This is a genomic window from Rhodoferax potami, from assembly GCF_032193805.1.
Lineage (GTDB): Bacteria > Pseudomonadota > Gammaproteobacteria > Burkholderiales > Burkholderiaceae_C > Allorhodoferax > Allorhodoferax potami_A.
In genome coordinates this window covers 395,896-410,422 of the sequence record NZ_JAVBIK010000001.1, presented here as the reverse complement: position 1 = coordinate 410,422, position 14,527 = coordinate 395,896, and the positions used below count along the sequence as shown (strand labels likewise).

The following is a 14,527-nucleotide window of genomic DNA, read 5'->3' as shown; positions in this document are numbered from 1 at the left end:
ATGTGCCGCTTAAATTACTAACCAACTGGTCATTAACTTCGTGCGCGGGGTTGGGGCCTCTCCGTTTCAACCTTACCCCCCACCCTGTCACCATGTCTCCACGATTCATCCTGAAAGCGACGCCGGTTTTGCTCAGTGCCTTGTTGCTGGCCGCGTGTTCCAAACCTGCGCCTCCTGAGGAACCCGTTCGCGCCGTCAAGTTGATGACGGTAGGGGCGGGCAGCATCCAGTCGAGCTTGGAGTTTTCTGCCGACGTACGCGCCCGCGTGGAATCGCGCCTGGGCTTCCGGGTGGGTGGCAAGGTAGTGCGCCGTGCGGTCGATCTCGGCCAAACGGTCAAAGCGGGCCAAGTGATCGCCCAGCTCGATCCCCAGGATTACAAACTCGCGGCCGACGCGGCCCGCGCCCAGGTGGCTGCGGCGCAAACCAACCGCGACCTCGCGGCTGCCGACTACAAGCGCTACAAGGAGTTGCGCGACCAGAACTTCATCAGTGGTGCGGAGCTGGAGCGCCGCGATACCGCGCTCAAAGCGGCCCAAGCCCAGCTGGAACAAGCGCAAGCCCAGCTCAATAGCCAGGGCAACCAAGCCGGTTACACCACGCTGGTGGCAGACGTGTCCGGTGTGGTGACCGCAGTGACTGCCGAGGTCGGCCAGGTGGTGGCGGCCGGCACGCCGGTGGTGCAGATTGCCCAGGATGGCCCCCGGGATGTGGTGTTCTCGGTACCGGAAGACAAGGTGGCCATGATCAAGACCGGCTCCAAAGTGGAGGTCCGTGTCTGGGCCAGCAAAACGGTGGTGGAGGGCACGGTGCGCGAAGTCGCCGCCAGCGCCGACCCAGTGACCCGCACCTTTACCGTCAAGGTGGCACTGGATGGAAAAGACGCTTTGCCCTTGGGGACGACGGTGTCAGTCGTGCCCAAGTCGCTCGATCGTGGTGCGGTGCAGGTCATCAAGCTGCCAACCACCGCCTTGCTGAAGTCTGGTGCCGGCAGCAGTGTTTGGGTGCTGGATACCGCCAGCATGACGGTGAAGTCCCAGCCGGTGGTGGTGGCCACGGCCGACGGGAACGATGCGGTCATCACCCAGGGCCTGACCCCGGGTATGCAGGTGGTGGTTGCCGGTGTGCATGTGCTGTCGCCCGGCCAGAAGGTCACTGTTTATCAGCCAAAAGGTGCTGTAGCGCCCGTAGCGTCAGCGCCAGCAGCTATGGATTCAGTAGCGCCCGCTGCTGCTGCCAGTGCAACTGTGGCCAAGTGAGGCGACCATGATGCAAGAACCTAGCAAGGGGTTTAACCTCTCCAAATGGGCGCTGGAGCATTCAGCGCTGACCCGCTATCTCATGATCGTGCTCATGCTCTTGGGGGCTGCGGCCTACTTTCAGCTCGGGCAGGATGAAGACCCGCCCTTTACTTTCCGCGCCATGGTAGTTCGCACCTATTGGCCGGGAGCGACGGCCCAGCAGGTGGCCGAGCAGGTCACCGACAAGCTGGAGCGCACCCTGCAAGAGGTGCAGTACGCCGACAAGATTCGCAGCTACTCCAAGCCCGGCGAGTCGCAGATCATTTTCCAGATCAAAGATTCCAGCAAGGGCAGCGAGGTGCCCAACGTCTGGTACAGCGTGCGCAAAAAGATCGGCGACATGCGTGGCACCCTGCCCCAAGGCGTGGTGGGCCCATTCTTTAACGACGACTTCGGCGATGTGTATGGCGTGATCTATGCGCTCGAAGGCGAAGGCTTTAATTACGCGGAACTCAAAACCCTGGCGGACGATGTGCGCCAACGCCTGTTGCGGGTGCCGGACGTGGCCAAAGTGGAGTTGTTCGGCGCGCAAGACGAAAAGCTGTACATCGAGATCTCGCAAAAGCGCCTGGCCCAGTTGGGCCTGGACTTCAACCAAGTGCTGGCCCAGCTCGGCCAGCAGAACGCGGTGGAGTCTGCAGGTGCGGTGCAAACTCCCTTGGACGTCGTGCAAGTGCGGGTGGGTGGCCAGTTCAATGCGGTGCAGCAATTGGCAGATATGCCGATTCGCGGCGCCAGCGGCAACCAGTTCCGCCTCAAAGACATCGCCACGATCGGCAAAGGCTATGTGGATCCGCCGTCCGTGAAGGTGCACCACCAGGGCAAAGAGGTGATTGCACTCGGGGTGTCCATGGCCAAGGGCGGCGACATCATCGCGCTGGGCCATGCGCTGGAGAAAACGTTTGTCGGTATCGAGAAAACGCTCCCGGCGGGTATCAAGCTGGTGCAACTGCAAGACCAGCCTAAATCGGTGTCGAGCTCGGTGAACGAGTTCGTCAAGGTGCTGATCGAAGCGGTGGTGATTGTGCTGGCGGTGAGCTTTATTGCGCTGGGCCTGCACACCAAGGCCGGTCAGCCTTTCTGGAAGCGCTGGACGCTGGATGTGCGCCCCGGCCTGGTGGTGGGCATCACCATTCCACTCGTCTTGGCCGTGACCTTTTTGGGCATGTACTACTGGGGCATCGGCTTGCACAAGATTTCGCTGGGTTCGCTCATCATTGCGCTGGGCCTGCTGGTGGATGACGCGATCATTGCGGTGGAAATGATGGTCCGCAAGATGGAAGAGGGCTACGACAAGGTGCGGGCTGCGACCTTTGCCTACGAAGTCACCGCCATGCCGATGCTGACCGGTACGCTGATCACCGCCGTGGGCTTTCTGCCCATCGGGATGGCCAAGTCAGTGACCGGCGAGTACACCTACGCCATTTTCGCGGTGACAGTGCTGGCCCTGATTTTGAGCTGGTTTGTGTCGGTGTACTTTGTGCCCTATCTGGGGACCCTGCTGCTCAAGAGCCACGACCACCACGGTGGCGAATCCGCACACCAGGAGCACTTTGACACGCCGTTCTACAACACCTTCCGCCGCACGGTGAACTGGTGTGTGCAGCACCGCTGGATGACGATAGGCGGGACAATTCTGGTGTTCGCCCTCGGGATTGTGGGCATGGGCAAGGTGCAGCAGCAGTTCTTCCCGGATTCGAGCCGGCCCGAGGTCTTGGTGGATATTTGGTTCCCGGAAGGGACCTCCTTTGCCAATAACCAGGCCGTGACCCAACGGGTGGAAGCACGCCTGATGCAAGAGCCCGGCGTGTCGGCGGTGAGCACTTGGATCGGGTCCGGCGTGCCACGGTTCTACCTGCCACTGGACCAGGTGTTCCCGCAGACCAACGTGTCTCAGCTCATCATCATGCCGGTGGACTTGAAGGTGCGGGAGTCTTTGCGCGTGAAGCTCCCGGCCTTGCTGGCAGCAGAGTTTCCCGAGGTGCGGGGTCGCGTCAAGCTCCTGCCGAACGGGCCACCCGTGCCTTACCCAGTGCAGTTCCGCGTGGTGGGTTCGGATCCTTTGGTTTTGCGCGACCGTGCAGACGAAGTAAAAGCCGTCATGCGCCAAAGCAGCAACACCCGCGGTGTGAACGACAACTGGAATGAGTCGGTCAAGGTGCTCCGCCTGGAGGTGGATCAAGATAAAGCACGCGCCTTGGGCGTTAGCAGCCAGAGCATTGCGCAAGCGGCCAAAACCCTGTCCACGGGCACCACAGTCGGTCAGTACCGCGAAGGCGACAAGCTGATAGATATTGTGTTGCGCCAGCCTTTGGATGAGCGCAACGCCATCACCGATATTGCCAATGCGTATCTGCCGACGAGCAGCGGCAAGTCGATCCCGATTACCCAGATCGCCAAACCGGTATTCACCTGGGAGCCCGGCGTGATGTGGCGCGAGAACCGTGACTACGCCATCACCGTGCAGAGCGATATGGTCGAAGGCTTGCAAGGCGCCACCGTGACCGCCGAACTGCAGCCCAAGATGAAAGAGCTGGAAGCGCAATGGACCGCCAAGGGCATCAATGGCTACCGTATCGAAGTGGCGGGCGCGGTAGAGGAGAGTTCCAAAGGCTCGGCGTCCATCGTGGCCGGTGTGCCTGTGATGTTGTTCTTGACGTTCACCTTGTTGATGCTGCAGTTGCAAAGCTTTAGCCGGTCGTTGCTGGTGTTCATTACCGGTCCCTTGGGTATTGCCGGTGTGGCCGGCGCCCTCATTGTTATGGGGCGGCCCTTTGGTTTTGTTGCGTTGCTGGGCGTGATTGCCCTGATGGGAATGATCCAGCGCAACTCGGTGATCCTGATCGACCAGATTGAGCAGGACAGGGCGGCGGGTATTCCAGCGTGGGACGCGATTGTGGAGTCTGCAGTGCGACGGTTACGTCCGATTGTGCTCACCGCTGCGGCGGCTGTGTTGGCCATGATTCCGCTGTCTCGCTCGGTTTTCTGGGGGCCGATGGCCGTGGCGATCATGGGTGGCCTCATCGTGGCTACGGTCCTGACATTGCTGGCTTTGCCTGCCATGTATGCCGCGTGGTTCCGGGTAAAACGCGAGAATCCTGCGCTGACCTGAAAGTGGGGCCCGCTTGCAGGTTAAAATAGCGGGCTTACCGATTTCAAACGGGTGGCCGGGGTGTTGTGAGCAATGTTCACAAATGAGTCCGGCTCCCGAGTTTTGTTTTTTGCGCGGGTGGCGAAATTGGTAGACGCACCAGGTTTAGGTCCTGACGGTGGCAACACTGTGGGGGTTCGAGTCCCCCCGCGCACCAACTTAGAAATGCATCGATGCGATGCCCGCAGGTGAAAGTCCTGCCAATCAAACATTAGGAGTAGACGATGGCCGTTACTGTAGAGACTCTGGAGAAGCTGGAGCGCAAGATCACGCTGACACTGCCTGTGGGCGTGATCCAGACCGAAGTTGACAGCCGTCTGCGCAAGTTGGCGCGCACCGTCAAGATGGACGGTTTCCGTCCAGGCAAGGTGCCGATGAACGTGGTTTCCCAGCGTTACGGCTACTCGGTTCACTACGAAGTGATGAACGACAAAGTGGGTGAGGCATTTGCCACTGCCGCTAACGAAGCCAAGCTGCGCGTTGCTGGCCAACCCAAGATTTCTGAAAGCGAAACTTCGCCTGAAGGCCAAATGGCTTTTGACGCGATTTTCGAAGTTTTCCCAGAAGTCAAAATTGCTGACTTGGCAGGTGCCGAAGTTGAAAAACTGACTGCCGATGTGACCGACGAAGCCATTGACAAGACCATCGAAATTTTGCGCAAGCAGCGTCGTACCTTTGCGCAGCGCGCACAGGACACCGCAGCCCAAGACACAGACCGCGTGACGGTAGATTTTGAAGGCAAGATCGACGGCGAACCTTTCGCCGGCGGCAAGGCTTCTGACTTCCAGTTCATTCTGGGCGATGGCCAGATGCTGAAGGAATTTGAAGACGCAACCCGTGGCATGAAGTCCGGCGAAAGCAAGACTTTCCCCTTGGCTTTCCCTGCGGACTACCACGGTAAAGACGTGGCTGGCAAGACAGCCGACTTCCTGGTCACCCTGAAGAAGCTTGAAGCCGCCAACCTGCCCGAAGTTAACGCAGACTTGGCCAAGTCGCTCGGTATCGCCGAAGGCACCGTGGAGGCGCTGCGCGCTGACATCCGCAAGAACCTTGAGCGTGAAGTCAAGCACCGCTTGCTGGCTCGCAATAAGCAAGCAGCGATGGACGCATTGGTCGCCAAGGCCGAGCTCGATTTGCCCAAGTCCAGCGTGCAAGCTGAGTTGGATCGCATGGTCGAAAGCGCCCGTGCAGACCTCAAGCAGCGTGGTATCAAGGATGCGGACAAGGCACCGATCCCTGACGACATCTTCCGCCCACAAGCCGAGCGTCGCGTGCGTTTGGGTCTGGTAGTGGCTGAATTGGTTCGCTCCAATGATCTGGCCGCCAAGCCCGAGCAGATCAAGGCTCACGTCGAAGAACTCGCAGCCAGCTACGAGAAGCCAGCCGACGTGATCCGTTGGTACTACGGCGACAACCGCCGCATGGCAGAAGTCGAGGCGGTTGTGATTGAAAACAACGTGACCGAGTACATCTTGGCCAAGGCCAAAGTGACTGACAAGGCTGTGTCCTTCGACGAATTGATGGGCCAGAACTAAGGTCAGGCGCAGGCGCATTCTGTGCGTCGCAGCGAAATGGGGCTTGCGCGGGACTTGCAGTCCTGCGGCTAAGCCCCATTTGCTTTTTGGGCTTGTCTTTTTCGGTACAGTTACCCCCTACATTTTGGAGAGCTTATGAACGTCAAATACGGAATGTCCGGCGCAATGGAAACCCAGGCTTTGGGTATGGTGCCCATGGTCATCGAGCAATCGGGGCGTGGCGAGCGTTCATACGACATTTATTCCCGTCTGCTGAAAGAGCGCGTTATTTTTCTGGTCGGACCGGTCAATGACCAGACTGCCAACTTGGTCGTGGCGCAGTTGCTGTTCCTGGAAAGCGAGAATCCTGACAAGGACATTTCTTTCTACATCAACTCCCCGGGCGGCTCTGTGAGCGCCGGTATGGCGATCTATGACACCATGAATTTCATCAAGCCTGACGTGTCCACCTTGTGTACCGGCATGGCGGCGAGTATGGGTGCCTTCCTGTTGGCGGCTGGCGCCAAAGGCAAGCGCTTCTCTTTGCCCAATTCCAAGGTCATGATCCATCAACCTTTGGGTGGAACTCAGGGCCAAGCCACTGAAATCGAGATTCACGCCCGGGAGATTTTGAAGACCCGCGAGCAGTTGAACAAGATTTTGGCCGAGCGCACCGGTCAGCCCTTGGAGAAGATTGAGCGCGATACAGAGCGTGACTATTACCTGTCGGCAGACGAGGCCAAGGAATACGGCCTGGTCGATCAAGTGATCGCCAAGCGCCCCTGATACGGCCGGCGCAGTTCCCTCCAAGACGGTGCCTCTCCTGCGGAGATGCACCGTTTTCATTTGGTTATCATTGCTTAACTTAGCGAAAAAAGGCACACATCCATGGCCGAGAAAAAAGGCTCAACCAGCGAAAAAACCCTGTACTGCTCTTTTTGCGGGAAGAGTCAGCATGAGGTGAAGAAACTCATTGCTGGACCGTCTGTCTTTGTGTGCGACGAATGCATTGACCTTTGCAATGAAATCATCCGTGATGAGTTGCCAGCTACGACTGAGAACAAAGAGTCGAAGTCTGATTTGCCCACTCCAGCAGATATCAAAGCCAACCTCGACAACTATGTCATTGGTCAAGAGCCGGCAAAGCGCACTTTGGCAGTGGCGGTTTACAACCACTACAAACGTCTGAAGCACAAAGAGAAGGCAAAGAAAGACGACGTCGAACTCGCCAAAAGCAATATTTTGCTGATTGGACCTACAGGGTCCGGCAAGACGTTGCTCGCTCAAACGCTCGCCCGTATGTTGGATGTGCCTTTTGTGATGGCCGACGCAACCACGCTGACAGAGGCTGGCTATGTCGGTGAGGACGTTGAAAACATCGTGTTGAAGTTGCTGCAAAGCTGCAATTACGACGTCGAACGGGCACAGCGTGGCATCGTATACATCGATGAAATCGACAAGATTTCCCGCAAGTCGGACAACCCTTCGATTACGCGAGATGTGTCGGGTGAAGGCGTTCAGCAAGCGCTGCTGAAGCTGATTGAAGGCACCATGGCGAGCGTTCCTCCCCAGGGCGGGCGCAAGCATCCGAACCAGGATTTTGTGCAAATTGACACGACCAACATCCTGTTTATTTGCGGCGGCGCGTTTGCAGGGCTGGAAAAAGTGATCGGTAACCGGACAGAGTCTTCGGGTATCGGCTTTGGGGCAGCAGTGAAGAGCAAGCAGCAGCGTTCCTTGACAGAGGTGTTCAAGGAAGTTGAGCCTGAAGATCTGATCAAGTTTGGTTTGATTCCAGAGTTGGTGGGGCGCATGCCGGTGGTGGCGACGCTCGCGGAACTGACGGAAGATGCCTTGGTTCAGATTTTGACTGAGCCCAAAAATGCGCTGGTCAAGCAATATGCCAAGCTTCTGGCCATGGAAGGTGCTGAGTTGGAAATCCGTCCTGCGGCATTGAAGGCGATTGCCAAGCGTGCACTGGTGCGTAAAACCGGTGCCCGAGGTCTGCGCTCCATTTTGGAGCAATCGTTGATCGACACCATGTACGAGCTGCCCAATGCCGGTAACGTAGAGCGCGTCGTAGTCGATGAATTAACCATTGAAGAGAATAAACCTCCGCTGATGGTCTACCGCGAAACTGCCAAAAAGGCATAAACCGGAATCTGTCCCCATTCATCCGATAAGCGAGGTGTTTGGGGGCATTCAAGACCGCTCGGTGTGAGCAATGCGTTTTCATAATGGGCTCGTACTTGTAATCCGGGCAATCCGGTCCATATTCAACAGGTAACGTAAAGGTTTTCCTATGTCTGGCCATATTCCCTTGCCTGCTACCCCCCTAGAACTTCCCCTGCTGCCTTTGCGGGATGTCGTGGTGTTCCCGCACATGGTGATCCCTTTGTTTGTAGGGCGCCCGAAAAGCATCAAAGCACTCGAGGCTGCGATGGAGGCAGAGCGCCGCATCATGCTGGTGGCCCAGAAAGCGGCTGCCAAAGACGATCCGTTAGTGTCGGATATGTTCGATGTGGGCTGTGTGTCCACTATTTTGCAGATGCTGAAGCTGCCCGACGGCACCGTCAAAGTGCTGGTGGAAGGCCATCAACGCGCTACGGTAAACAGTATTGCTGAAGGTGAGTCCCATTTCACCGCCAACATCACCCCCATAGAGATGCCTGCGGCAGTAACAGACGCCAGCCGCAAAGCCGGCAGTGAGGTAGAGGCCCTGCGCCGCGCGGTGATGCAGCAGTTTGACCAATACGTCAAGCTCAACAAAAAAATTCCGCCCGAAATACTCACGTCGATTTCCAGCATCGATGACCCGGGGCGTCTGGCTGACACAATTGCCGCGCACCTCCCGTTAAAGCTTGATAGCAAGCAAGCCATTCTGGGTTTGCCGGAGGTCAAGGACCGTTTGGAGAGCTTGTTCGAGCAAATCGAGCATGAGGTCGACATCTTGAATGTGGACAAGAAGATCCGCGGCCGGGTCAAGCGGCAAATGGAGAAAAACCAGCGGGATTTCTACCTGAACGAGCAGGTCAAAGCCATCCAAAAGGAACTTGGAGAAGGCGAAGACGGTGCGGACATCGAAGAGATCGAGAAGAAGATCAAATCGGCAAAGATGCCGAAAGAAGCTTTGAAGAAAGCAGAGGCTGAGCTCAAAAAGCTCAAGCTGATGTCGCCCATGTCTGCAGAGGCCACGGTAGTCCGGAACTACATCGAGGTTTTGACAGGATTGCCTTGGTCTGCAAAGACAAAGATCAAACACAACCTGCTCAATGCAGAGAATGTGCTGAACGAAGATCACTATGGTCTCGACAAGGTCAAAGACCGCATTTTGGAATACCTTGCGGTTCAGCAACGGGTCGACAAGGTCAAGGCGCCGATTTTGTGCTTGGTAGGCCCTCCCGGGGTCGGTAAAACCTCGTTGGGGCAGAGTATTGCCAAAGCCACGGGGCGTAAGTACGTTCGCATGGCCTTGGGTGGCATGCGTGACGAAGCTGAAATCCGCGGTCACCGTCGGACATATATCGGTGCGATGCCGGGGAAAGTGCTGCAAAGCCTCTCCAAAGTCGGAACCCGCAATCCCTTGTTCTTGCTGGACGAGATCGACAAGTTGGGCACGGACTTCCGCGGTGACCCGAGTAGCGCCTTGCTGGAGGTGTTGGATCCTGAGCAAAACAGCAAATTTGGCGATCACTATGTCGAAGTGGACTACGACTTGAGTGACGTGATGTTTGTCGCGACGTCAAACTCCATGAACATTCCTCCGGCTCTGCTGGACCGAATGGAAGTTATCCGACTGTCGGGCTATACCGAAGACGAAAAGACCAACATTGCCATCACTTACCTGCTGCCAAAGCAGATGAAGAACAATGGTGTTAAGGAATCTGAGCTTTCGGTGGCCGAGAGTGCGGTGCGCGATATCGTCCGTTACTACACCCGTGAGGCCGGGGTGCGCTCTTTAGAGCGCGAACTCTCTAAGATTTGCCGCAAGGTGGTCAAGGGTCTTCTGCTGAAGAAGATGGAAGCACAAGTCGTCGTAACCGCTGACAACTTGAACGATTTTCTAGGTGTCCGACGTTACACCTACGGTCGAGCCGAAGAGCAAGACCAAGTGGGTCAGGTGGTCGGTCTTGCTTGGACGGAGGTCGGTGGCGATTTGTTGACGATCGAGGCTGCGCTGACACCTGGGAAGGGCATCATCACCAGGACAGGTTCATTGGGTGACGTCATGAAGGAGTCTGTGGAAGCAGCTCGCACGGTGGTACGCAGCCGGGCGCGCAGATTGGGCATTAAGGATGAGACCTTTGAGAAAAAAGACATTCACATCCACGTGCCTGATGGCGCAACCCCCAAGGACGGGCCGAGCGCCGGAGCTGCCATGGCGACGGCCTTTGTGTCCGCGTTGACCGGTATTCCCGTCCGCGGTGATGTTGCCATGACAGGCGAGATCACGCTTCGCGGTGAGGTGACGGAGATCGGCGGCTTGAAAGAAAAGCTGCTCGCTGCACTGCGCGGCGGCATCAAGACCGTGCTGATTCCAGAGCAAAACGCCAAAGATTTGCAGGATATTCCCGCGAATGTCAAAGACGGTCTGGAGATCGTGCCTGTGCGGTGGATTGACAAGGTTCTTGAGTTGGCCTTAGTGTCTCAACCGGTGCCGCTGCCGGATGAAGAGCCTGTGCCCCCTGCGGTTGCGGAAGTGTCAAAGGATGTCCTGGCAACTCCGGTGAAGCATTGAAGGCAATTCGTCTTTAAAAAGTTTTCATTTTTGAATTTGGCGTAAAAAATCACGCTATAATTTGAGGCTTGAAACGCGGGAATAGCTCAGTTGGTAGAGCGCAACCTTGCCAAGGTTGAGGTCGAGAGTTCGAGACTCTTTTCCCGCTCCAATTCCGAAAAAGGGAAGCACAAGCTTCCCTTTTTTATTCTGCTGTTAGCCAGCAGATTCGGTTAGTGGCGCGGTAGCAAAGCGGTTATGCCCCGGATTGCAAATCCGGTTAGTCCGGTTCGACTCCGGACCGCGCCTCCAGATTTATCTGGTCAAAATGCCCTGTCAGCCCCGGTTGGTAGGGCATTTTTGTTTGACAATAGACACCCGTGCCTGAGTGGTGAAATAGGTAGACACATCGGACTTAAAATCCGCCGCTTCGTGAATAACGGGCGTACCGGTTCGATTCCGGTCTCAGGCACCATTTCATTCAAGTCTTATGTCACGATTCAACGCCTCGTTCGAAATTCACGTCCACGGCCAAGTCGTGTTGCGGCCGGAGGTCACCTACCTCCAACTCCAAGATGCTCTCAAGCCACTTTGGCGTTACGCAGGTTCGAAGTCACTCGCCGATGCTGCCAAGAGCAGCTACGAGGACGAACCCGGCATTCATCTCAATCCGCACGAACATATCTTGCAAATGTGTTGGACGGTGCCTGGCGAGGATGATTTTCGGCAGACGCTGGACGAGGTATGCATGAATCTGAATGACCTCGCCTCGGCCGGCGCGGCCATCGAGGTTACTTTTTATGATGCGGAGTTCGACGAGGAAGAGGGCGCGCCCGGCTCCGAGTCGAGAGACGATTTTGTGATGCTATTTGTGGGGCCGGACCCTGCTGCCATCATGCAAGTTCAGCGTGACATTCTCGTGCAGGACATGGTCAATTTGATGGAGCGTCATTTTGATGGTGCCGAATTGGGCGGTGTCGTTTCTGAAATCGACAAGTTATTTGCCCAGCGGTTCGATGATCTCGTGAATTCTTTGGAAATCGGGAAACCGCCCCGCGGCTCGGGCGGCTCGTCCTCCGGTCATGGTGGCGGCAGAAAACCACGGCACCTGCATTAACGGGCCACGCTACAGGCTCAGGGTGCGGTTACTTCACACGGCAGTGTGACTGGATTTGGTACCTAAATTCCCCAACTGAATTCGCTGGGAAGCGGTAGGCTATAGGTTCCTATGCTAAAAAAAATTACAGTCGATCAGTTGGTCATTGGCATGCATCTGAAAGAGTTTTGCGGCTCTTGGATGGATCATCCTTTTTGGCGCACCGGGTTTGTTATTACTGACCCCAAGGACTTGGCTACGATCCGCGCGAGTGCCATCCGGGAAGTCTGGATTGACTGCAGCAAAGGATTGGATGTTCCGCCCGGAGAGTCGGTCGTCTCTGAAGTCGAGACTGAAGAAGCAGTGGATGCTGAACTCCAAGAGGAAGTCGCCGTGCACAGGGACATTGCACCGGTGTCTGCTCAACAGGAGCTAGCCCGGGCCGCGAAGATATGCAACCAGTCGCGCGCTGCTGTCCTGTCGATGTTCGAAGAAGCCCGCATGGGCAAGACGGTGGACAGTGGCGGTGCAAAGCAGCTCGTACAAGAGATTGCTGACTCGGTGTCGCGTAATCCGGGTGCCTTGATCAGCTTGGCTCGCCTTAAGACCGCCGATGACTACACCTACATGCACTCGGTGGCGGTTTGCGCGATGATGGTGGCCTTGGCTAAACAGCTCGGCTTGAATGAAGAGGAAACCCGCTCCGCAGGCCTTGCCGGCCTGATGCACGATCTCGGCAAGGCAGCCATGCCCATGAGCGTGTTGAACAAGCCGGGCAAGCTGACTGAAGCAGAGTTTTCAATCATCAAAACGCATCCCGAAGAGGGCTATCGCTTACTGCAAAACAGTGGCGGGGCCGATCCGGTGGTGATGGATGTATGTCTTCACCATCACGAAAAAATGGATGGATCTGGTTATCCGCATGGTCTCAAAGGCGATGAAATCAGCCTTTTTGCAAAAATGGGCGCCGTGTGTGATGTGTATGACGCCATCACTTCCAACCGTCCCTACAAAGCGGGGTGGGACCCTGCCGAGTCACTTCGAAAAATGGCGGAGTGGGCGAGTGGGCACTTTGACGGCAAAGTGTTTCAGGCGTTTGTGAAGAGCCTTGGTATCTATCCGATTGGCTCGCTGGTAAGGCTTAGCTCCGGGCGCTTGGGGGTGGTGGTCGAGCAAACCGCCAAATCGTTGACAACGCCTTGCGTGAAGGTTTTTTACTCAACCAAGTCCCAAATGCGCATCCTGCCGGAGGTTGTTGATCTGTCGAGGCCCGGGACTACCGAGAAGATTGTGAGCAGAGAAGAGCCTGCCAAATGGAAGTTCACTGATCTGGATGAGCTCTGGTCGGGAACGCCAGGGAACTACTGAGAATTACGTAATTGCGGTGCCTAGCGCTGATAAATATTGCGGGTCTTGCTATCAATAACAGAGCGCGGCGGTCGCCGCGCTCTGTTGATATCAGCAGCCGCGAGTGATCGGCATTTCTACGGGTGCGCTCGCAACCGAGTACTTGCCCAGCTCCATTTTTGCGATGGCGTTGCGGTGGACTTCATCGGGGCCATCGGCAAATCGCAGCGTACGCGCACAGGTATAGGAGTAAGCCAACGGAAAATCGTCGCACATGCCGCCGCCGCCATGGGCTTGCATGGCCCAATCGATGACTTCGCAGGCCATATTGGGTGCTACCACTTTGATCATGGCGATTTCTGTTTTGGCGAACTTGTTTCCGCCCATATCCATCATCCATGCGGCTTTGAGTGTCAGCAAGCGTGCCATATCGATCTTGCAGCGGGCTTCCGCGATGCGTTCTTGCGTCACCGTTTGTGCAGCGACGGGTTTGCCAAATGCGATGCGTGAACTGGCCCGCTTGCACATCAACTCCAAGGCGCGCTCCGCAAGGCCGATGAGGCGCATGCAGTGGTGGATGCGGCCGGGGCCGAGGCGACCTTGTGCGATTTCGAATCCGCGGCCTTCTCCCAAGAGAATGCTGCTTGTTGGCACACGCACATTGTCGAAAACCATTTCCATGTGCCCATGTGGCGCATCGTCGTAGCCAAATACGTTTAATGGCCTGATGATTTTGATGCCGGGGGTATCCGCCGGTACCAAAATCATGCTTTGTTGTGAATGGCGCGGCGCAGTCGGGTCAGTCTTGCCCATGGTGATGTAGACCGCGCAACGTGGATCACCAGCGCCAGATATCCACCATTTGCGGCCGTTGATGACGTAATCGTCCCCATCCCGCGTGATGCTTGTTTCAATGTTGGTGGCATCACTCGAGGCAACAGCGGGTTCTGTCATCGCAAAGGCGGAACGGATGTGTCCTGCCATGAGCGGCTTAAGCCACCGTTGCTTGGCTTCCTCCGATCCATAGCGTGCAATCGTTTCCATGTTGCCGGTGTCGGGCGCTGAGCAGTTGAATACCTCACTGGACCACATCACCCGACCCATGATCTCAGCAAGCGGTGCGTATTCCTGGTTGGTCAGTCCTGCGCCGTGGAATCCGGCTGCTTCGGCGCTGTCAACCGGCATGAAAAGATTCCAAAGGCCTGCCTCTTGAGCCTTGACCTTCAGCGCCTCTATCGTTTGTAAGGGCGTCCATCGCTTGCCTGCTGCCGTATTGGCAGCGATTTCCTCGTGGTACGCGGTCTCAGCAGGATAGATGTGGTCCTCCATGAACTGAAGCAGACGTTTTTGCAGCGCTTGAGTTTTTGGCGAGTAGTCAAAGTCCATGGGGTTCTCCGTTGG

At 56.6% G+C, this 14,527-nt stretch carries 9 protein-coding genes and 4 tRNA genes; 12 read left to right on the top strand and 1 reads right to left on the bottom strand.

All coding sequences use genetic code 11. The features are described 5' to 3' along the window. The first annotated feature begins 92 nt into the window (after positions 1-92). The 12 genes from RAE19_RS01975 (at position 93) to RAE19_RS01920 (ending at position 13,147) form a co-directional block, all read left to right on the top strand. The gene (locus RAE19_RS01975; protein WP_313873335.1) at positions 93-1,259 is read left to right on the top strand and encodes an efflux RND transporter periplasmic adaptor subunit; all 1,167 of its coding nucleotides are present in this window, start codon (positions 93-95) and stop codon (positions 1,257-1,259) included. A gap of 7 nt (positions 1,260-1,266) precedes the next feature. After that, entirely contained in the window at positions 1,267-4,413 is a 3,147-nt protein-coding gene (locus RAE19_RS01970) for an efflux RND transporter permease subunit (RefSeq protein ID WP_313873334.1), read from the top strand. Between the two features lie 111 nt (positions 4,414-4,524). Then, positions 4,525-4,609 (top strand) — tRNA-Leu (locus tag RAE19_RS01965). Between the two features lie 67 nt (positions 4,610-4,676). Beyond that, positions 4,677-5,987: a trigger factor gene (gene tig / locus RAE19_RS01960; protein WP_313873333.1), complete on the top strand. Its 1,311-nt coding sequence runs from the start codon at positions 4,677-4,679 to the stop codon at positions 5,985-5,987. Between the two features lie 135 nt (positions 5,988-6,122). Continuing rightward, entirely contained in the window at positions 6,123-6,752 is a 630-nt protein-coding gene (clpP, locus tag RAE19_RS01955; RefSeq protein WP_255413700.1) for an ATP-dependent Clp endopeptidase proteolytic subunit ClpP, read from the top strand. Positions 6,753-6,854: 102 nt separating this feature from the next. After that, positions 6,855-8,120, top strand: coding sequence for an ATP-dependent Clp protease ATP-binding subunit ClpX (gene clpX, locus RAE19_RS01950; RefSeq protein WP_313873332.1), 1,266 nt, complete (start codon positions 6,855-6,857; stop codon positions 8,118-8,120). Positions 8,121-8,268: 148 nt separating this feature from the next. Beyond that, positions 8,269-10,704 (top strand): endopeptidase La, encoded by a 2,436-nt coding sequence (lon, locus tag RAE19_RS01945; protein WP_313873331.1) that lies wholly within the window; start codon positions 8,269-8,271, stop codon positions 10,702-10,704. A 75-nt stretch (positions 10,705-10,779) separates the two neighbouring features. Then, positions 10,780-10,855, top strand: a tRNA-Gly gene (locus RAE19_RS01940). Positions 10,856-10,921: 66 nt separating this feature from the next. Continuing rightward, a tRNA-Cys gene (locus RAE19_RS01935) sits at positions 10,922-10,995 on the top strand. Positions 10,996-11,065: 70 nt separating this feature from the next. Continuing rightward, a tRNA-Leu gene (locus RAE19_RS01930) sits at positions 11,066-11,158 on the top strand. Positions 11,159-11,173: 15 nt separating this feature from the next. Then, positions 11,174-11,800, top strand: a complete 627-nt coding sequence (locus RAE19_RS01925; RefSeq protein WP_313873330.1) for a DUF6806 family protein — start codon at positions 11,174-11,176, stop codon at positions 11,798-11,800. 111 nt (positions 11,801-11,911) lie between these two features. Continuing rightward, positions 11,912-13,147, top strand: a complete 1,236-nt coding sequence (locus RAE19_RS01920; RefSeq protein WP_313873329.1) for an HD-GYP domain-containing protein — start codon at positions 11,912-11,914, stop codon at positions 13,145-13,147. A 90-nt stretch (positions 13,148-13,237) separates the two neighbouring features. Here the strand turns inward: RAE19_RS01920 and RAE19_RS01915 are convergent, their stop codons facing one another. Beyond that, positions 13,238-14,512 (bottom strand): acyl-CoA dehydrogenase family protein, encoded by a 1,275-nt coding sequence (locus RAE19_RS01915; RefSeq protein WP_313873328.1) that lies wholly within the window; start codon positions 14,510-14,512, stop codon positions 13,238-13,240. Positions 14,513-14,527: the final 15 nt, after the last annotated feature.

Bases quoted from the DNA above. Each gene is read 5' to 3' on its own strand.
- RAE19_RS01975 (WP_313873335.1), top strand. From the start codon at position 93: ATGTCTCCACGATTCATCCTGAAAGCGACGCCGGTTTTGCTCAGTGCC.
- RAE19_RS01970 (WP_313873334.1), top strand. From the start codon at position 1,267: ATGATGCAAGAACCTAGCAAGGGGTTTAACCTCTCCAAATGGGCGCTG.
- tig (WP_313873333.1), top strand. From the start codon at position 4,677: ATGGCCGTTACTGTAGAGACTCTGGAGAAGCTGGAGCGCAAGATCACG.
- clpP (WP_255413700.1), top strand. From the start codon at position 6,123: ATGAACGTCAAATACGGAATGTCCGGCGCAATGGAAACCCAGGCTTTG.
- clpX (WP_313873332.1), top strand. From the start codon at position 6,855: ATGGCCGAGAAAAAAGGCTCAACCAGCGAAAAAACCCTGTACTGCTCT.
- lon (WP_313873331.1), top strand. From the start codon at position 8,269: ATGTCTGGCCATATTCCCTTGCCTGCTACCCCCCTAGAACTTCCCCTG.
- RAE19_RS01925 (WP_313873330.1), top strand. From the start codon at position 11,174: ATGTCACGATTCAACGCCTCGTTCGAAATTCACGTCCACGGCCAAGTC.
- RAE19_RS01920 (WP_313873329.1), top strand. From the start codon at position 11,912: ATGCTAAAAAAAATTACAGTCGATCAGTTGGTCATTGGCATGCATCTG.
- RAE19_RS01915 (WP_313873328.1), bottom strand. From the start codon at position 14,512: ATGGACTTTGACTACTCGCCAAAAACTCAAGCGCTGCAAAAACGTCTG.